At 68.0% G+C, this 18410-nt stretch carries 17 protein-coding genes; 13 read left to right on the top strand and 4 right to left on the bottom strand.

Annotated elements, in window-relative coordinates:
* The first annotated feature begins 183 nt into the window (after positions 1–183).
* From dap4 to BN1263_RS01610, 3 genes are all read left to right on the top strand, one after another.
* Entirely contained in the window at positions 184–2409 is a 2226-nt protein-coding gene (dap4, locus tag BN1263_RS01620; RefSeq protein WP_058979090.1) for a dipeptidyl aminopeptidase 4, read from the top strand.
* 25 nt (positions 2410–2434) lie between these two features.
* The gene (locus BN1263_RS01615) at positions 2435–2950 is read left to right on the top strand and encodes a cytochrome c oxidase assembly factor Coa1 family protein (protein WP_058979088.1); all 516 of its coding nucleotides are present in this window, start codon (positions 2435–2437) and stop codon (positions 2948–2950) included.
* Positions 2951–3186: 236 nt separating this feature from the next.
* Complete coding sequence (locus BN1263_RS01610; protein WP_058979086.1) at positions 3187–4986, top strand: DUF885 domain-containing protein; 1800 nt, start codon at positions 3187–3189, stop codon at positions 4984–4986.
* Positions 4987–5092: 106 nt separating this feature from the next.
* Here the strand turns inward: BN1263_RS01610 and BN1263_RS01605 are convergent, their stop codons facing one another.
* On the bottom strand, positions 5093–5551 hold the full coding sequence (locus BN1263_RS01605; RefSeq protein ID WP_010482223.1) for a hypothetical protein: 459 nt from the start codon (positions 5549–5551) through the stop codon (positions 5093–5095).
* A 184-nt stretch (positions 5552–5735) separates the two neighbouring features.
* Between BN1263_RS01605 and BN1263_RS01600 the strand changes: the two genes are divergently transcribed.
* The 4 genes from BN1263_RS01600 to BN1263_RS01585 all read left to right on the top strand — a co-directional run bounded on the left by BN1263_RS01600 (position 5736) and on the right by BN1263_RS01585 (position 8335).
* Positions 5736–5984 carry a hypothetical protein gene (locus BN1263_RS01600; RefSeq protein WP_006475755.1) on the top strand — a complete coding sequence of 83 codons (249 nt, stop codon included), beginning with the start codon at positions 5736–5738 and terminating at the stop codon, positions 5982–5984.
* Between the two features lie 122 nt (positions 5985–6106).
* Positions 6107–7024, top strand: coding sequence for a bestrophin family protein (locus tag BN1263_RS01595; protein WP_019661664.1), 918 nt, complete (start codon positions 6107–6109; stop codon positions 7022–7024).
* Positions 7025–7043: 19 nt separating this feature from the next.
* On the top strand, positions 7044–8033 hold the full coding sequence (hemB, locus tag BN1263_RS01590) for a porphobilinogen synthase (protein ID WP_058979084.1): 990 nt from the start codon (positions 7044–7046) through the stop codon (positions 8031–8033).
* 32 nt (positions 8034–8065) lie between these two features.
* Complete coding sequence (locus tag BN1263_RS01585) at positions 8066–8335, top strand: hypothetical protein (RefSeq protein ID WP_058979082.1); 270 nt, start codon at positions 8066–8068, stop codon at positions 8333–8335.
* A gap of 118 nt (positions 8336–8453) precedes the next feature.
* On the opposite strand, the gene BN1263_RS01580 is transcribed toward BN1263_RS01585, so the two are convergent.
* Positions 8454–9317 carry a TolB family protein gene (locus BN1263_RS01580; protein ID WP_058979080.1) on the bottom strand — a complete coding sequence of 288 codons (864 nt, stop codon included), beginning with the start codon at positions 9315–9317 and terminating at the stop codon, positions 8454–8456.
* A gap of 48 nt (positions 9318–9365) precedes the next feature.
* Between BN1263_RS01580 and aroE the strand changes: the two genes are divergently transcribed.
* The 3 genes from aroE (at position 9366) to dinG (ending at position 12826) form a co-directional block, all read left to right on the top strand.
* Positions 9366–10211 carry a shikimate dehydrogenase gene (aroE, locus tag BN1263_RS01575; protein WP_019661661.1) on the top strand — a complete coding sequence of 282 codons (846 nt, stop codon included), beginning with the start codon at positions 9366–9368 and terminating at the stop codon, positions 10209–10211.
* Between the two features lie 3 nt (positions 10212–10214).
* Positions 10215–10568, top strand: a complete 354-nt coding sequence (locus BN1263_RS01570; RefSeq protein ID WP_058979078.1) for a hypothetical protein — start codon at positions 10215–10217, stop codon at positions 10566–10568.
* A gap of 182 nt (positions 10569–10750) precedes the next feature.
* Positions 10751–12826 (top strand): ATP-dependent DNA helicase DinG, encoded by a 2076-nt coding sequence (gene dinG, locus BN1263_RS01565; RefSeq protein ID WP_186008947.1) that lies wholly within the window; start codon positions 10751–10753, stop codon positions 12824–12826.
* A 57-nt stretch (positions 12827–12883) separates the two neighbouring features.
* On the opposite strand, the gene BN1263_RS01560 is transcribed toward dinG, so the two are convergent.
* The gene (locus BN1263_RS01560; RefSeq protein ID WP_058979311.1) at positions 12884–13492 is read right to left on the bottom strand and encodes a hypothetical protein; all 609 of its coding nucleotides are present in this window, start codon (positions 13490–13492) and stop codon (positions 12884–12886) included.
* Positions 13493–13631: 139 nt separating this feature from the next.
* Positions 13632–15470 (bottom strand): dihydroxy-acid dehydratase, encoded by a 1839-nt coding sequence (gene ilvD, locus BN1263_RS01555; protein ID WP_058979073.1) that lies wholly within the window; start codon positions 15468–15470, stop codon positions 13632–13634.
* A gap of 457 nt (positions 15471–15927) precedes the next feature.
* Between ilvD and BN1263_RS01550 the strand changes: the two genes are divergently transcribed.
* The 3 genes from BN1263_RS01550 to BN1263_RS01540 are packed head-to-tail and all read left to right on the top strand — an operon-like array spanning position 15928 to position 18333.
* Complete coding sequence (locus BN1263_RS01550; protein WP_021203331.1) at positions 15928–16500, top strand: DUF1190 domain-containing protein; 573 nt, start codon at positions 15928–15930, stop codon at positions 16498–16500.
* 7 nt (positions 16501–16507) lie between these two features.
* Entirely contained in the window at positions 16508–17686 is a 1179-nt protein-coding gene (locus tag BN1263_RS01545) for a glutathionylspermidine synthase family protein (RefSeq protein ID WP_058979071.1), read from the top strand.
* Positions 17686–18333: a hypothetical protein gene (locus tag BN1263_RS01540; RefSeq protein WP_058979069.1), complete on the top strand. Its 648-nt coding sequence runs from the start codon at positions 17686–17688 to the stop codon at positions 18331–18333. The genes BN1263_RS01545 and BN1263_RS01540 overlap by 1 nt, the downstream gene beginning before the upstream one ends.
* Positions 18334–18410: the final 77 nt, after the last annotated feature.

Below are 18410 nucleotides of genomic sequence, written 5' to 3'. Positions count from 1 at the left end.
GGACGGCGTCATCCACGCGTGACGTGGACCTACGGGTGGTGGGTGCCGACCGTTGGTCGGCACTCGTCCGCACTGCTATGGGCAGAAGGTCATGCTGCCTTCCCGCACGGGCTTGGTTAGGATGGGGGGACGACCGTCCCGCGCCCCGCGTGGAGGCGGACCTGCCGTTTGCCGGGATCCTCCATGCGCCACCTGTTCGCTTCGCTCGCCCTCATGCTTGCCACCACAACCGCTGCCCACGCTGAAAAGCTGACCCTGGAAGCCATCACCGGTCCGCTGCCGCTGTCCGGCCCGACCTTGATGAAGCCGAAGGTGGCACCGGACGGATCGCAGGTCAGCTTCCTGCGCGGCAAGGACAGCGACCGAAACCAGCTGGACCTGTGGACCTACGACATCGGTAGCGGCCAGACCCGGCTGCTGGTTGATTCCAAGGTGGTGCTGCCCGGCACCGAGACCCTCAGCGACGAGGAAAAGGCACGCCGCGAGCGCCAGCGCATCGCCGCGATGACCGGCATCGTTGATTACCAGTGGTCGCCGGACGCGCAGCGCCTGCTGTTCCCGCTGGGCGGCGAACTCTACCTGTACGACCTCAAGCAGCAGGGCCAGGCGGCCGTGCGCCAGCTGACCCACGGTGAAGGTTTCGCCACCGACGCCAAGCTGTCGCCCAAGGGCGGTTTCGTCAGCTTCATCCGCGGCCGCAACCTGTGGGTGATCGACCTGGCCAATGGCAAGCAGCTGCAGCTGACCCACGACGGCAGCACCACCATCGGCAACGGCGTGGCCGAGTTCGTCGCCGATGAGGAGATGGATCGCCACACCGGCTACTGGTGGGCGCCGGATGATTCGGCCATTGCCTTTGCCCGCATCGATGAATCGCCGGTGCCGGTACAGAAGCGCTACGAGGTCTATGCCGACCGCACCGACGTGATCGAGCAGCGTTACCCGGCCGCCGGCGACGCCAACGTGCGCGTGCAGCTGGGCGTGATCGCACCGGCCGCCGATGCGCAGCCGCGCTGGGTCGACCTCGGCAGGGAACAGGATATCTACCTGGCCCGCGTCGATTGGCGCGATCCGCAGCACCTGAGTTTCCAGCGCCAGTCGCGTGACCAGAAGCAGCTGGACCTGGTGGAAGTGGCGCTCGACTCCAACCGCCAGCGCGTGCTCGCCCACGAGACCAGCCCGACCTGGGTGCCGCTGCATAACAGCCTGCGCTTCCTGGAAGACGGCAGCGTGCTGTGGTCGTCCGAGCGTACCGGCTTCCAGCACCTGTACCGCATCGACAGCAAGGGCAAGACCACCGCGCTGACCCACGGCAACTGGCCGGTGGACGAACTGCTGGCGGTTGATGAGAAGGCCGGCAAGGCCTACTTCCGCGCCGGCATCGAAACCTCGCGCGAAAGCCAGATCTACGCGGTATCGCTGCAGGGCGGCGAGCCGCAGCGCCTGTCCAAGGCACCGGGCATGCACAGCGCCACGTTCGCCCGCAATGCCAGCGTCTATGTCGACAGCTGGTCCAACAGCACCACGCCGCCGCAGATCGAGCTGTTCCGCGCCAATGGCGAGAAGATCGCTACGCTGGTGGAGAACGACCTGGCCGATCCCAGGCACCCGTATGCGCGCTACCGCGACGCGCAGCGCCCGGTCGAGTTCGGCACGCTGACCGCCGCCGATGGCAAGACCCCACTGAACTACAGTCTGATCAAGCCGGCCGAGTTTGATCCGTCCAAGCGCTACCCGGTGGCGGTGTATGTCTATGGCGGCCCGGCCAGCCAGACCGTCACCGACAGCTGGCCCGGCCGCGGTGATCACCTGTTCAACCAGTACTTGGCCCAGCAGGGCTACGTGGTGTTCTCGCTGGACAACCGTGGCACCCCGCGCCGTGGCCGCGACTTCGGTGGTGCGCTGTATGGCAAGCAGGGCACGGTGGAAGTGACCGACCAGCTGCGCGGCGTGGCCTGGCTCAAGCAGCAGCCGTGGGTGGACCCGGCGCGCATTGGCGTGCAGGGCTGGTCCAACGGCGGTTACATGACCCTGATGCTGCTGGCCAAGGCCTCGAACCAGTACGCCTGCGGCGTGGCCGGTGCGCCGGTGACCGACTGGGGCCTGTACGACAGCCACTACACCGAACGCTACATGGATCTGCCGGCACGCAATGAAGCCGGTTATCGCGAAGCGCGCGTGCTGACCCATATCGACGGCCTGCGCTCGCCGCTGCTGCTGATCCACGGCATGGCCGACGACAACGTGCTGTTCACCAACTCGACCAGCCTGATGAGCGCGCTGCAGAAGCGTGCACAGCCGTTCGAGCTGATGACCTACCCGGGTGCCAAGCATGGCCTGTCGGGCGCCGATGCGCTGCATCGCTACCGCGTGGCCGAAGCCTTCCTGGGACGCTGCCTGAAACCCTGATCCGCAACCGGGAAGGAGCCCGCCGATGACCCTGCCACCGCCGATTCCCGCCCATCGCCAGACGTCCACCGGATGGTGGCGCCGCCACTGGCGCTGGGCGATGCCGCTGACGGTGGTGCTGGTGCTGGGCGGCGCCGGTGGCGTGGTGACCTGGAGCCTGTTGCGCTGGAGCGAGGCGGCACGCGAAAGTCCACCGATGCGCGAAGCGTTGCGCCGCGCGGGCTGCAGCATCGAACTGGTGGAAGCCTTCGGCGAGCCGCTGCATATCGAATCGATGCCGCTGGGCAGCATGCAGACCGCCATCAACGGCCAGCGCGACGTTGGCCTGACCGTTGCACTGGAAGGGCCGCAGGCACGCGGGCGGTTGTTCGTGCAGGGCATCCGTCGTGACGATGTCTGGGACTACCCGGTGATGTACGTGCTGGCCGAAGACAAGCAGACCTTCGACCTGACGGCGCTGGATGATGATGAGGCGGCGCAGGAGTGCGAGCTGCAGGCCTGCCGCGAACGCGGCGAATGCCCGCTGACCGCCGCGTTGTGACCTCCACGGGCAGGCGACTGCGGGACGTCGACCGGGTAGAGTCGACTGTCAGTCGACTGCTCTTCGATCAGATAGCGAAACCCCCGCGCTGCGCGCGATAGTCGACTGACAGTCGACTCCACGCCGGCAGGCTTCCGCGGAGCCCCGGCTGCACAACCAGTCGCCATGACTTCCCGCCGATTGTCGCCATCGCCGTGAGCGCGTAGGGTGCGGGCAACCCCGTCCTGGAGTGCACCATGAAGCCGATTGCGTTCGCCGTTGCCCTGGCCCTGACTGCCGCACCGCTGCTGTCTGCGCCACCGGCGCTGGCGGCACCCGCCGCCAAGTCCGCCACCCCGGCCAGCCCGGCCTGGGTCGCCCGCAGCAATGCGCTGGCGCAGATTCTGCTGGACGCCCAGGGCCCGTTCCAGCCGGAGGAAACCGGCTTCTTCGGTGTGCCCGGCTACGACGACAAGGTGGCCGATCTCGGCCCGGACAACGGCAAGCGCTACCGCGCTGCCATGGCCAAGGCACGCGACGAACTGAAGGCAAAACTGGCCGTCGAGAAGGATCCCAATGTCCGCCAGGACCTGGAGATCATGATCCACGCCGCCAGCCAGAACATCGAAGGCAGCGAGCTCAACGAGAAATACCTGCTGCCGTGGAGCGATGCGCCGCAGACCGTGTTCAGCGGCCTCAACCTGCTGCTGTCCGACCAGGTGCCGGCCGAGCGCCGGGCCAAGGCGGTCGACCGCCTCAAGGCCTATGCCGGCCTGCAGCCGGGCGGCACCGCCTTCACCACGCTGGCCCGCCAGCGCTATGAAGAGCGCCTGAAGGACAGCAGCCTGCTGCAGCCGACCAGGATCGAAGTGCAGCAGTCGCTGGACAACGTCGAGACCTACATCACCGGTATCGAGTCGCTGCTGAAGAAGTACCAGATCGCCGGCGCCGATGAGGCGATGAAGGCGCTGGCCGGGCAGATGAAGGACTACGCCGCCTGGACCCGCAAGGAAGTGCTGCCGAAGGCACGCACCGATGCGCGCCTGCCAGCGCCGCTGTACGCCTACCAGCTCAAGCAGGTCGGCATCGACATCGACCCGAAGCTGCTGATGCAGCGCGCGCAGCTGGAGTTCATGGAAACCCGCTCGGCGATGCAGCAGCTGGCGCCGCTGGTGGTGAAGGACAAGGGCCTGAAGGTGGCCGACCCGAGCGACCCGGTGGCGGTGATCCGCGCGCTGAAGGCCGACAAGATCGCCGACGACCATCTGGAAGGCCACTACCGCAAGGTGATCGACGCGATCGATCCGCTGATCCGCGAGCATGCCATCGTCGACGTGCCCCAGCGCGCCATGCAGATGCGCTTGGGTTCGGCCGCCGAGAGCGCGGCCAGTCCCGCGCCGCATTTCCTGCCGGCGCCGCTGGTCAACAACACCGGGCAGCAGGGCACCTTCGTGCTGCCGCTGGGCAACCCGGCGGCGGGCCCGGGCGCACAGTACGACGATTTCAACTTCGGTGCGGCGGCGTGGACGCTGAGCGCGCATGAAGGCCGCCCCGGCCACGAGCTCCAGTTCACCGCGATGGTCGAGCGTGGCGTGTCGCTGGCACGCACCATGTTCGCGTTCAATTCGGTGAACGTGGAAGGCTGGGCACTGTATGCCGAGGCCGAGATGGTGCCCTACGAACCGCTGGACGGTCAGATGATCGCCCTGCAGTTCCGCCTGCTGCGCGCCGCGCGCGCGATGCTGGACCCGATGCTCAACCTGGGCCTGACCGACCGCGCCAATGGCGAGCGCGTGCTGATGGAGCAGGTCGGCCTGTCCAAGGCAATGGCCACCCAGGAACTGGATCGCTACATGGTGCGCATGCCGGGCCAGGCCGGCAGCTACTTCTACGGCTACACCCGCATCCTGGAACTGCGCATGCAGACCGAGCTGGCACTGGGTGCGAAGTTCGACCGCCTTGCGTTCAACAACTTCCTGCTCGACCAGGGCCTGCTGCCGCCGGACCAGCTGGCTGATGCGGTGAACAAGACGTTCGTGCCGAAGTACAAGCGCTGAGCATTACGGGTAGTGCCGGCCGCTGGCCGGCATTGTCCCTGGCGCAGGAAGGACTCCTGAGGGTTGCCGGCCAGCGGCCGGCACTACCTGCGGTGACGCTGCTGCCTCACCGCTGCGGGGTAATCACCTGTGTCGGCAATCGCGCCGGCGGTGCCGGATTCGGCACCCAGATCGCGACGCCGGCGGCGCGCTTCTGCGTGGTCGGAATACCGATGCCGACGCCGCCACCCACATGCGAGCCGAACGTGCCGGCGCCCACCGACATGCCCACCGGCGAGCCACTGCTGCCCACGCCCATCAGCACCACGCCATTGGCGCCCAGCGCGGCGGCCTCACGCTTCAGGCGTGCCACAGCGGCATCAGTCTGGCCCTGTGTGCCGAAGCCGACGGCGGACGCCGATTCCAGCTGGGCGATTTCCTGGGACCCGGCCGGCGGGGTCGAGTAGATCTGCACCAGTGCCGGATCGATGGGTGCGCGGGCGCGGCCCAGCATCACCTTGGAGGTGCTGGCACAGCCAGCGGCGACCAGCAGGATGGCCGCCAACGCGGCCCAACGGATGTTCATGGCACGACCCCTGTAGGACTGGTTGCGATCATCGGCGGGCCACTCTGAATCGGCGCCAACACCCGGGCCAGGGCACGCACAGCAGCACGCTAGCACGCCGGGGGTGACAGCCCCGCCAACGGCAGTAGGCGACGGCAGCGGGAACGTCTATGGTTGGGGCAGGAACCAACTGCGGGAGAGTGGCATGGGCGTGATCAGTCTGTTGTGGGGAGTACTGGCGCTGTTGTGGATGATCCTGGCGCTGATTCCACTGCTCGGCTGGGGCAACTGGTTCCTTATCCCGTTCGCTGCGGTGGGCGCGGTCATCGCCGCGCTGGGCATCCTGTTCACCCACCCGAGCAAGCGTGGCCGGGCCTGGGCCGGCCTGGTCCTGAACGGCATCGTGGTGGTGGTGGGCATCCTCCGCCTCGGCCTGGGTGGTGGCGTCATCTGAGCCCGTGCCCGGGTGCGACAGGGCGTCGCAGGCGCACGGCCGATGGCCGGGCGGGGGCGTACAATGAATGGCTGCGCGAGCCCCCCGCGTGCCTGTGAATCCGCGCCCGGCGCGGCTGCCCCATGATCATCCGACCCCGTCCCCACGGCTGGCAACTGCTGTACATCCTGCGCGGTTCGATCGTCAAAGCGATCGCGCCCAAGGTGCTGGCCATCCTGATCCTGTCCATCGCCGTGGCTGCGGTGGTGGAACTGGCGCCGCCGACCGGCATCGAACGCGTGTCGGTCACGCCGTTCACCCTGCTCGGCTTGGTGCTGTCGATCTTCCTCAGCTTCCGCAACAGCGCCTGCTACGAGCGCTGGTGGGAAGGCCGCAAGCTGTGGGGCCAGCTGGTCTACGAATCGCGTTCGCTGGCCCGCCAGGTGAACCTGCTGCTGGCCGATGACACCGGCCGCCGTCGCCGCATCGCCTACGTCACCACCGCGTTCGCCCACGCCCTGGCCGGGCGCCTGCGTGGGCGCATCGTGGCGCTGATGGCCCTGCCGTGGCTGGACAAGCGCCAGCGCGAACAGCTGGGCCAGCGCGAGAACGTGCCCGACGCGCTGCTGGCGATGATCGCCGCCGAACTGGCCCAGGCGCTGCGCAGCGGTGAGCTCGATCCGATCCTCTACACCCAGCTGGAAGAGCGCCTGCACGCGATGTCGTCGATCCAGGCCGGCTGCGAGCGCATCCTCACCACGCCGCTGCCGTTCGCCTACACCCTGCTGCTGCACCGCTGCGCGTGGATGTTCTGCGTGCTGCTGCCGTTCGGCCTGGCCAGTTCGCTGGGCTGGGGCACGCCGGTGCTGTCGGCGGTGCTGGCTTATGCCTTCTTCGGCCTGGACCAACTGGGCGAAGAAATGGAAGACCCCTTCGGCCTTGAGCCGAACGATCTGCCGCTGGACGCGCTGGTGCGCACGATCGAGATCGACCAGCTCGATGCGCTCGGCGAACGCCCGTTGCCCGAACCCCTGCTGCCGCAGGGCTACCTGTTGCAATAGCCACTCCTCGGAGCCTGCCATGTCCCACCCGCTGTACCGCCCGCGCCGCATGCGCCACGACGAGTTCTCGCGCCGCCTGATGCGCGAGAACACGCTGACCACCGACGACCTGATCTACCCGGTGTTCGTGCACGAACTGGCCGGCCGCACCGCAGTGCCGTCGATGCCGGGCGTGGAGCGGCTGTCGATCGAAGAACTGCTGAAGGTGGCCGAAGAGGCGCTGGAGCTGGGCATTCCGGTGATCGACCTGTTCCCGGTGATCGACCCGTCGCTGAAGTCGCTGGATGCATCGGCCGCCTGGGCCGAGGACGGCCTGGCGCAGCGTGCGATCCGCGCGCTGAAGTCGCGCTTCCCGGAGCTGGGCGTGATGACCGACGTGGCGCTGGACCCGTACACCACCCACGGCCAGGACGGCATCATCGATGACAAGGGCTACGTGCTGAACGACATCACCGTGGAAGCGCTGGTCAAGCAGTCGGTGTCGCACGCCGAAGCCGGGGTCGACATCGTCTCGCCGTCGGACATGATGGACGGCCGCATCGGCGCGATCCGTCGCGCGCTGGATGCCGACCACCACGTCAACGTGCGCATCATGGCTTACTCGGCCAAGTACGCCTCGGCGTTCTACGGTCCATTCCGTGATGCGGTGGGCAGCGCGGCCAGTCTCGGCAAGGCCGACAAGAAGACCTACCAGATGGACCCGGCAAACGGCGACGAGGCACTGCGCGAGATCGCGCTGGACCTGGAAGAAGGCGCCGACATGGTGATGGTCAAGCCGGGCATGCCGTACCTGGACCTGGTGCGCCGGGTGAAGGAGAAATTCGGCGTGCCGACCTTCGCCTACCAGGTCAGTGGCGAGTACGCGATGATGAAGGCCGCCTTCGCCAATGGCTGGCTGGACGAGCGTGCCTGCGTGCTGGAGTCGCTGCTGGGCTTCAAGCGGGCCGGCGCCGACGGCGTACTGACCTATTTCGCGCCGCAGGTGGCGCGATGGCTGCGCGAGCGCTGACAATAGCGACACGATAGACGGAGGACTGCGCGATGGCACCCGAACTGGGATGGATGCAATGGCTGATCTGGGGCACCGGAACACTGGTGTTCGGCGCCATCATCGTCGGTGTCTTCATCGCCGCCTGGCGGGGCGGCAAGCGCCCGCCGGAGCAGCTCTCCGCTGCCCGCCACGTGGCCCGAGAGCAGGCGCTGCCGGACAGCGTGCAGGCCGAGCTGGCCGCGTTGAACCAGCGCAAGGACAACGGCCAGCTGAGTGAGCTGGAGTACGAGCAGCAGCGCGCCAAGGTGTTGTCTCGCTGACGGGGCGTTTCATCCACGTGGCGTGGATCTACTGGTAGTCGCCAAACTTGGTTGGCGCTTTCACGTATGCCAACCAAGGTTGGCATCTACCAAACGGCTATCCACGCATGGCGTGGATCTACCGCGCGCACCCGGCCACCGCCGCCATCTTCGGCACCGCCAAGCGGTACACGTCCACGCCACCGGCGCGCGGCGCCTTCGCCGCGCTGCTGGCGACCAGCATCTCGCCTGGCTTGGCGTTGTCGATCACCGGCGCGCCGGTCCAGCCGCCGGTCTGGTTGAACGACAACGCCAGCGGCTGCAGCGCCGCGCCGCTCCACGCACAGCCGCTGCTCCAGACCTGCGCGGTACTGCCGCTGCCGCGGCTGAACACCACGGCACCGTCCTGGCCGAGCCAGTCGCCGTCGGTCTCGTCGTCGGCGCTGTTCAACGCGCTCAGTGCGCTGGCCGGGCCGCGCAGGCCCTGCGCATCCAGCGTCGCCACGAACAGGTCCCAGCCGGCGCCACGGCCTTGCTGGCGGGCAAACAACAGCTGCTTGCCGTCCGCGCTCAGGGCCGGGCCGCGCTCTTCCCGGCGCCCGCCGTCACCGGCCAGCGGCTGCGCCGGGCCCAGCCGGCCGTCGGCGGCCAACGCGGCGCGGTACAACGCCAGTGCGCCCTCGCGGCCGGCCGCGAACAGCAGCCAGCGGCCGTCACGGCTGAAGTAGGGATCACGGGCCTCACCGGCCACGCCTACCGGCAGGGCCTGCGCCTGCTGCCAGCGGCCGTCGACCACGCGCGCCTCCCACAGGCCCCAGCCAGCCTCACCGCGGCGGGCAAAGACGATGCGCTGGCCATCGGGACTGATCGTGGCGCGGCCCTCGTCGGCACGGGTGGAGACCACGCCCATGCCTTCGATGCCGTACTCGTTCAACGCCATCGCCACGGGGGCAGAGAGTAGACTGGCGGCAAGCACCAGCAGGGGCGGGGTGATGCGCATCATCCGGGTCCGTGCACGAAAGAGCATCAGTCTAGCCAGCTTGAGGATTCCATGACCGACCGTTACGCCGTCTTCGGACACCCCGTTGCCCACTCGAAGTCGCCGCAGATCCACGCGACGTTCGGTCGCCAGGAAGGCATCAGCATCGACTACCGTGCAATCGACCTGGCCCCTGATGCGTTCCTGGCCGGCCTGGAAGCCTTCGCCGCCGAAGGCGGTGTCGGTGCCAACGTCACCTCGCCGCACAAGGAAGCCGCGTTCTCGGTGTGCACCACCCTGACCGCGCGCGCGCGCCGCGCCGGCTCGGTCAACACGCTGCTGCGCAAGGGCGACCGCTGGCACGGCGATACCACCGATGGCATCGGCCTGGTGCGTGACCTGACCGACCGCCATGGCCTGGACCTGCGTGGCCGCCGCGTGCTGCTGATCGGCGCCGGCGGTTCCGCGCGCAGCGTCGCGCCGGCGCTGCTCGATGCCGGCATCACCGAGCTGGTGGTGGTCAACCGCACACCGGAACGCGCCGATGAACTGATCGACGCGATGGGCGAACCAGGCCGCGCGATCAGCCGCTACTGGGAAGACCTGCGTGACCTGGGTGACTTCGAGCTGATCGTCAATGCCACCTCGGCCGGCCGCGACCGCGACGTCGAGTTCAAGCTGCCGCTGTCGCTGGTCAACTCGATGACCACCGCCGTCGACCTCAACTACGGCGAGGCTGCCATCGCCTTCCTGGCCTGGGCACGCGCGTCCAACTGCCGCAATACCGTGGATGGGCTGGGCATGCTGGTCGAACAGGCCGCCGAGAGCTTCCTGCAGTGGCATGGCGTGCGCCCGCAGACCGATGAGGTCTACCAGTCGCTGCGGCAGGGCTCGGCCGTGCTGGCCGGCGAGGACTGATCGATGGACGGCGCAACCCTGCTGGTGACCGTGCTGAGCATGGTGGGCGTGCGCCTGCCGGTGCTGATCGCGCTGTGCATCGGCCTGGTCTGGGTGGTCGGCGCGCCGCGCGATGCCACCCGCACCGGCGCCCTGGCCGGCCTGCTGCTGTTGCTGCTGTCCAGTCTCGGCGGCCTGGCAGCGGGCATCCTGCCGATGTGGCTGGTCAGCAGCGGTAACTTCGGCGCCGTGTCGGGCATCGGCACCATCCTCGGCGTGCTGCACTTCGCGCTGGCAATGGTTGAAGCCATCGGCGTGGTGCTGCTGGTGTGGGCGCTGGTGCGCCTGCTGCGGCTGCGTGGCAACGTGGTGCAGTGACCTCCCGGTGACGGCCCTGGTCTGTCCCCAGTAGCGTCCGGCGTGTTCATCCGGCCGCCGGGTGTCGTCGCTGGCTTGTTCAGGCAGGCAGCGGCGGCGGTCGTGGCCGGCCATGCGACAATGACCGGCCTGATCCAGCTACGGTAGTTCCCGGCGTGACCGAAACCGTCGCCGCTCCGCGCATGCTCGATGACGCCTTGAAGGACGCGATCCGCAAGGCGTACACCACGCTGCAGGCCAATACCCCCGGCTTCTCCACCCGCCGCTCGCAGAGCCAGATGATCGGCGTGGTGTCGCGTGCGCTGTCGAAAAGTGGCGGCGTCGGCGTGGTCGAGGCGCCCACCGGCGTCGGCAAGAGCTTGGGCTACCTCACCGCAGGCGTACCGATTGCGCTGGCCACCAGGAAGAAGCTGGTGATCAGCACCGGCACCGTGGCGCTGCAATCGCAGCTGGTCGAGCGCGATATCCCGAATTTCCTCAAGGCCACCGGCCTGGAAGCAACCGTGGCGCTGGCCAAGGGCCGTACCCGCTACCTGTGCACGCGCAACGCGGCCGAGGCGCAGGGCGAGGGCTCGCAGGGCGGCATGTTCGAGGATGACGCGCCGCTGTTCGACCGGCCGCTGGCGCCGATCGAGATGGACATCGCCAAGCGCCTGACCGACGCCTTCACCAGCGGCAGCTGGGATGGCGACATTGACAATGCGCCGGAGACCATCAGCCCCGGCCTGCGCAGCCGCATCACCACGCCGGCTTCGGGCTGCGCCGGGCGCCGTTGTGCGTATTCGGCGCAGTGCGCGGTGCTGCGCTCGCGCAATACCGTGCGCGATGCGCAGATCGTGGTCACCAACCACGCGCTGCTGCTGTCGGCGTTGTCGATCGGTGACAGCGACAACGGCCAGCCGTTGATTGCGCCGCCGTCGGACATGCTGCTGGTGCTGGACGAAGGCCATCACATCGGCAACGTGGCCATCGACCAGGGTGCGGCCAGCCTGGCGCTGGATGAAATGGCCAAGCGCACCGGCCGCCTGCAGATCCTGATTGCCGGTGCCTACCGCGCAGTCGACAAGGACCGGCTCGGCAACCTGCTGCCCAACGAAGCCATCGAGGTCGCCAGCAACGTGGCCAAGCAGCTGCGCGCGTTCCGCGATCACATCGAGCGGGTGTGGATGCCGGCGCCGGCGGACGAGGAACCGATGTGGCGCGCGGCCAACGGGCGCCTGCCCGAGGCCTGGCGCGAGCCGATCGAGGCGCTGGCCGACGATACCCGCAGCCTCTACAACTGGGCGCATGCCGCCACCGCGCAGGTGGCCAAGGGCAAGCCGGACGATGCCGCACGCGAGCGCCTGCAGCGCAACCTGGGCATGGCGCTGGAGATGATCGAGCAGCAGTACAACCTGTGGCAGGCGTGGCGCCGCGAGGACAAGGACGGCGCGCCGCCGATGGCGCGCTGGGTCACCGCCACCCGCGACGGCGACCTGGTGCTGCACGGCTCGCCGGTGTCGGCCGCGCACGTGCTGCGCAAGCTGCTGTGGGATGAAGTGGACTCGGTGGTGATGACCTCGGCGACGCTGACCGGCGGTGGCGATTTCCAGTCGCTGGCGATCGACAACGGCATTCCGGAAGAGGCCGAGATGGTCTCGCTGTCGTCGCCGTTCGACCTGCCCAACCAGGCCGAGCTGATCGTGCCGAAGTTTCCGGTCACCCCCGACGATCGCGAAGGCCATCCCCGCGAAGTGGCGCGCTACCTGGACACCGAGCTGGACTGGGCCAAGGGTTCGATGGTGCTGTTCACCTCGCGCTGGAAGATGGAGAAGGTGGCCGGGCTGATGCCGGCCGCGCGCCGCAAGCAGGTGCTGGTGCAGGGCGAGATGTCCAAGACCCGGCTGATCGACGAGCACCTGCGCCGCGTGGCCGCAGGCGAGGGTTCGGTGCTGTTCGGCCTGAACTCGTTCGGTGAAGGCCTCGACCTGCCCGGCGAAGCCTGCACCACCGTGGTGATCACCCAGGTGCCGTTCGCGGTGCCGACCGACCCGCAGACCGCCACCCTCAGCGAGTGGTTCGAAGGGCGCGGGTTGAATGCCTTCAACCTGATCGCCATTCCGCATGCGCTGCGCACGCTGACCCAGTTCGCCGGCCGCCTGATCCGCACCTCCACCGACACCGGCCGCGTGGTCATTCTCGATTCGCGGCTGCTGACCCGCCGCTACGGCAAGCGCATCATCGACGCGCTGCCGCCGTTCAAGCGCGTGATCGGCTGAGACGGGGTCGGATCCCTTCCGAAGGAAGGGCTCTGACCCGACCACGCCCTCTGTCGCTCAATCGCCCTCCGGATTCCGGCAGGCCTGGTTGCCCATCGCATTGTGGTAATCGCGATCAAAGCAGCGCAGGAAGCCATCGAGCACGTCCAGGTTGGGCGGCCACGGCACATCCACCTTCTGCCCGCCGGCGGTCGTGAAATGATAACGCCCATCCTTCAGCGCCTTGGCAATCTGCTCCGGCGCAGGAATCGCAATCAACCTTGCTCGCGCTTTCTCCAGCGCCGCACGATCACGCTGCAGGAAGGCGATCGTGCCGTCCACGTAGGCGTTCCAGTAACCGGGGTCGGTGGCGGTGGGCTTGTAGGTGCGCTGCATCAGCGCCACCGCCTCCGGGTACTGGCCCGCCTCCGCACGCATCTGGCTTTCATGCCACAGAATCATGGTGTTGCCCGCAGCCTTGGGCAGCACAGCATAGGCGGCGAGCAGATCAGCGGCTTCACGGTGGCAGCCACGGTCGGCCAGCGTGCGCCAGCCACCTTCCAGGTCCTGATCGAACGCATCCGGTTCCATCGCCAGCATCGCTGCACGGTCGTAGCTGCAGTCGGGTGCTTTGGGTGGTTCTGCTGACGTGCCCATGGCAGCGGCCAGTGCAAAGAAAAGCAACATCCTCTCAACCTCCGTGTTGATGACCTCCTGGCCACCATAACGGATCACGACGGGTAGTGCCGGCCGCTGGCCGGCAACCTCAATGATGTGGGACGCGGCGTGCAGATGCCGGCCAGCGGCCGGCACTACCGCGCAGGGATCAATCGCCGAGCAGGGCGGTGTTGCGTACGGCGCCCTTGTCGGCACTGGTGGCGAGCAGGGCGTAGGCCTTCAACGCGCTGGTGACCTTGCGCGGGCGCGGCGCACGCGGTTTCCAGCCGCGTGCATCGGCCTCGCTGTGGCGCTGGACCAGCGTGGCCTCATCCAGCAGCAGGTCGATGCGGCGGGCCGGGATGTCGATGCGGATGCGGTCGCCGTCTTCCACCAGGCCGATCGTGCCGCCGCTGGCGGCTTCCGGCGAGACGTGGCCGATCGACAGGCCCGAGGTACCGCCGGAGAAACGGCCGTCGGTGAGCAGCGCGCACTGCTTGCCCAGTCCCTTCGACTTCAGGTAGCTGGTCGGGTACAGCATCTCCTGCATGCCCGGGCCGCCCTTCGGCCCTTCGTAGCGGATCACCACCACCTCGCCCGGCTGCACCTCGTCGGCGAGGATGCCGGCGACGGCGGCGTCCTGGCTTTCGTAGACGCGTGCGGGGCCTTCGAACACATGGATCGATTCATCCACGCCGGCGGTTTTCACCACGCAGCCATCGACGGCCAGATTGCCTCGCAGCACAGCCAGGCCACCTTCCAGCGAATACGCATGTTGCAGCGAGCGGATGCAGCCCTCGGCGCGGTCCAGGTCCAGCGCGGGCCAGCGCGTGGCCTGGCTGAAGGCCTCCTGGGTGGGGATGCCGGCCGGGCCGGCCTTGAAGAAGGTATGCAGGGTGTTGTTGTCGCTGCGCACCACGTCCCAGCGTTCCAGCGCTTCGGCCAGGCTGGCGCTGTGCACGGTCGGCACTGTGGTATCGAGCAGGCCGGCGCGATCCAGTTCACCGAGGATGCCGAACACGCCGCCGGCGCGGTGCACGTCCTCGATGTGGTACTTCGGTGTGTTCGGCGCCACCTTGCACAGCTGCGGGACGCGTCGCGACAGCGCGTCGATGTGGGTCAGGTCGAAGTCGACCTCCGCTTCCTGCGCTGCGGCCAGCAGATGCAGGATGGTGTTGGTGGAGCCGCCCATGGCGATGTCCAGGGTCATCGCGTTGGCGAACGCGGCCTGGGTGGCGATGCCGCGCGGCAGCGCGCTCGCATCTTCGCCGCCATACCAGCGATGGCAGAGTTCGACGATCAGGCGCCCGGCACGGCGGAACAGCGCCTCACGGTCGGCGTGGGTGGCCAACGTGGTGCCGTTGCCGGGCAGTGACAGGCCCAGCGCCTCGGTCAGGCAGTTCATCGAGTTGGCGGTGAACATGCCCGAGCAGGAGCCGCAGGTAGGGCAGGCGCTGCGCTCGAACGCGGCCACCTTCTCGTCGGAGGCGCTGTCATCGGCGGCCACCACCATTGCATCGACCAGGTCCAGCTTGTGCTCGGACAGCTTGGTCTTGCCCGCTTCCATCGGCCCGCCGGACACGAACACCACCGGGATGTTCAGGCGCAGCGCGGCCATCAGCATGCCGGGGGTGATCTTGTCGCAGTTGCTGATGCACACCAGTGCGTCGGCGCAATGCGCGTTGACCATGTACTCCACGGCGTCGGCGATGATCTCGCGGCTGGGCAGCGAATACAGCATGCCGTCGTGGCCCATCGCGATGCCGTCGTCCACGGCGATGGTGTTGAATTCCTTGGCGACGCCGCCGACCTGTTCGATCTCGCGCGCGACCAGTTGGCCGAGGTCCTTCAGGTGCACGTGGCCGGGCACGAACTGGGTGAAGGAGTTGGCGATGGCGATGATCGGCTTGTGGAAGTCGCCGTCTTTCATGCCGGTGGCACGCCACAGGGCGCGGGCGCCGGCCATGTTGCGGCCGGCGGTGGAAGTGCGGGAACGGTATTCGGGCATGGCGGGCGGAACGGGCGTGCCGTACGACGTGGGGGTCAGCCGATCATGGCCAATTTTTTCGGTTGCTGCTGCAACCACCGGGGAGAGAACGGCAGGGCTGCGCCCTGCACCCGGGGTAGTGCCGGCCGCTGGCCGGCAACCTCAACAGCAACAGCTGGGCTATCCGTGGGATGGCGGGGGGGGTCCGGCTGCGGGGGACGGCGCAAGTACGTCCATGTAGCCTCGGTCGCGCCATCCATGGCGCTCACGCCCCCGCAACCGGACCCACCCCGCCTTCGACAGTTTCCTGCGATCTGACGGGGTCGGATCCCGTTGCTGCGCGACGGGCTCTGACCCCCGATTGCTGATTGGAACGACGAAAATGAAAGGCCGTTCATCTTTCGCACTTTGCCGATTCCGGTTGCTGGCCCGGATTTGGCATCATTGGGGCATTGATCCGTCGACAGGGCATGAGGCCATGAAACGTTCCCGCACCACCGCGCTGCTGCTGATGAGCGCCGCGCCGCTGCTGTTCACCGCCTGCCAGAAGGAGCCGGAGGTGAAGGTGCAGGAAGGCCTGTACACCTCGGTGGAGGCCTGCACCGAGGCCACCGGTGATCCGTCGTCGTGCCGCAATGCCTTTGCCGAAGCGCAGAAGCAGGCCGCCGATGCGGCACCGAAGTACGCCAGCAAGGAAGCCTGCGAGAAGGACTACAAGCCGGAACAGTGCGTGCAGCAGCACACCTCGGCCGGTACCTCGTTCATCGGCCCGATGATGATGGGCTTCTTCATGTCGCAGATGCTGAGCAACCGTGGCGGCCTCGCCCCGCAGGCGCCGGCGTCGTCACCGGCTTACCAGGACAAGAACGCTGGCTGGGCGCGCCCGGCACCGGGCGGCACCGGCGGCCTGAACACCGCCAGCGGCATCGGTGCCGGCAAGGCCGGCCTGGCGCCGGTCACCAGCGAGCCGAACCGTGCGGTCACTGCCAGCCGTGGTGGCTTCGGCAACACCAGCGCGCGCCGCAGCAGCAGCGGCAGCTACGGCGGCTGATCGACCCATGCAGCGTATCCGGATTGCCGAGCGTGCCCAGTGGCGGGCACGCGCGGAGGAAGCGGGTTTCCGTTTCCATACCATCGATGGCCAGCCGTACTGGGATGAACGCGCGTACTACGCGTTCACCCTGCGCCAGATCGAACAGGACATCGAAGACCCCAGCGCCGAGCTGCACCAGATGGCGATGGACCTGGTCGGTGATGTCATCGCCAGCGAGCGCCTGATGGACCAGCTGGCGATTCCGTCGCATTACCGCGACTGGATCGCCGACAGCTGGCGCCAGCGCCAGCCGCACCTCTACGGCCGCCTGGACCTGGCCTACGACGGCACCGGCCCGGCCAAGCTGTACGAGCTGAATTACGACACGCCGACCTCGCTGTTCGAGGCCAGCTTCTTCCAGTGGCAGTGGCTGGAAGACCAGCGCAACGCCGGCCGCCTGCCGCAGCATGCCGACCAGTTCAATGCGATCCATGAGGCGCTGGTCGAGCGCTTCGGCGAACTGGCCACGCAGCTGCCGCCGCCGCTGTTCTTCAGCGCGGTGGGCAGCTCCGAAGAAGACCGTGGCACTGTCGATTACCTGCGCGACTGCGCCTCGCAGGCCGGTCTGCATGGCCAGGCCATCGCCATCGAGGATATCGGCCTGTCCGAGGACGGCCGCTTCACCGCGCTGGATGATTCGGTGATCGGCACGCTGTTCAAGCTGTACCCGTTGGAAGACCTGATGGCTGAAGAGTTTGGCCGCGCGCTGCCCGGTTCCGGCGTGCAGCTGCTGGAGCCGGCCTGGAAGGCGGTGCTGAGCAACAAGGGCATCCTGCCGCTGCTGTGGCAGCGCAACGTGGGCCATCCGAACCTGCTGGAGGCTCACTTCGATGACGGCAGCACGCTGCCGTCGGGCTGGGTGCGCAAGCCGCTGTTCTCGCGCGAGGGCGCCAACATCGAGATGCACCTGGCCGATGGCAGCACCCAGCGCAGCGACGGTCCCTACGATGGCCCGGCGATCATCCAGCGCGCACATCCGCTGACCCGCTTCGAAGGCGGCTATCCGCTGATCGGCAGCTGGGTGATCGGTGACCACGCCTGCGGCATCGGCATCCGCGAGGACGACAGCGCGATCACCCGCGACAGTGCGCGCTTCGTGCCGCACGCGATCGTAGATGAGGCGCCAACGCGGATCTACGTCTGATGACGGTGCAGCGCTGGCCTGGCCGGCATGGGCGTACCACGCCCGTGCCGGGTCGGCATTTCGATGACGGGCGCAGCCTGCAGGCATTCGCGGACCGCGTCGCGGTGCGTTGCCATCGCTGCGACACCCCCGGTTGGGTTATCGCCAGCTGGAAACCCTATCGATGGACTGCGCGTTTCCGCTGCACCGGCTGCAGTTCTGCGTTGGATAGTGGTGACTGGGTCGGTGCGGTCTACATGCTGGGCCGCCAACCTTGTGGATTCTGCGGGCATCAGTGGCTGCATGTGTGTCGACCGATTCCCGTCGGCATCCCCGCGCCGGCATCCTTCCCCGCGCGATGCGCACAGTGCGGTCGCAGCACCGAGGTCGCGGTCTCGATGCGCCCACTGCGTGACGCCGAGCCTGCCGATCCGCATTTCGGTCTGCCGCTGCGCCTGGTCGAATCGACCCGCGCGGGCCTGCTGTGGGCCTACAACGCCGAACATCTGCAGGCACTGCACGAATACGCGGGCGCGACGCTGCGCGAGGGCCGCGGCCATCATCGATCCATGTTCTCGCGCCTGCCGCAGTGGATGAAGCTGGCCCGCAACCGGGTGCTGCTGCAGCGTGCGGTGGAGCGGTTGCAGCGGCGCTTGCTGCAGGGGTAGTGCCGGCCGCTGGCCGGCAGCCGAGCAAGGGCTCGGCGCTACAGACAACCCGATTCGTGTAGAGCCGAGCCCACGCT

The organism is Stenotrophomonas thermophila, assembly GCF_001499715.1.
Classification (GTDB): Bacteria; Pseudomonadota; Gammaproteobacteria; order Xanthomonadales; family Xanthomonadaceae; genus Stenotrophomonas; species Stenotrophomonas hibiscicola.
The sequence above is the reverse complement of the archived record's forward strand: the minus strand, read 5'-3'. Positions and strand labels throughout refer to the sequence as shown.